We start from the raw sequence: 242 nt of genomic DNA, 5'->3' as shown, positions 1-242 counted from the left end.
AGGGTTCGATCCTGGCTCAGATTGAACGCTGGCGGCAGGCCTAACACATGCAAGTCGAACGGTAACAGGAAGCAGCTTGCTGCTTTGCTGACGAGTGGCGGACGGGTGAGTAATGTCTGGGAAACTGCCCGATGGAGGAGGATAACTACTGGAAACGGTAGCTAATACCGCATAACGTCGCAAGACCAAAGAGGGGGACCTTCGGGCCTCTTGCCATCGGATGTGCCCAGATGGGATTAGCT

1 rRNA gene is annotated in these 242 nt (G+C 55.4%); it reads left to right on the top strand.

The features are described 5' to 3' along the window. Positions 1 to 242 (top strand): 16S ribosomal RNA (locus tag AC1RPT_RS08230); the annotation flags it as partial.

The organism is Dellaglioa sp. CoH-56-MRSF-11 (assembly GCF_056782135.1).
Note: the sequence above shows the minus strand (reverse complement) of the source record. Positions and strands in the feature narration are given on the sequence as shown.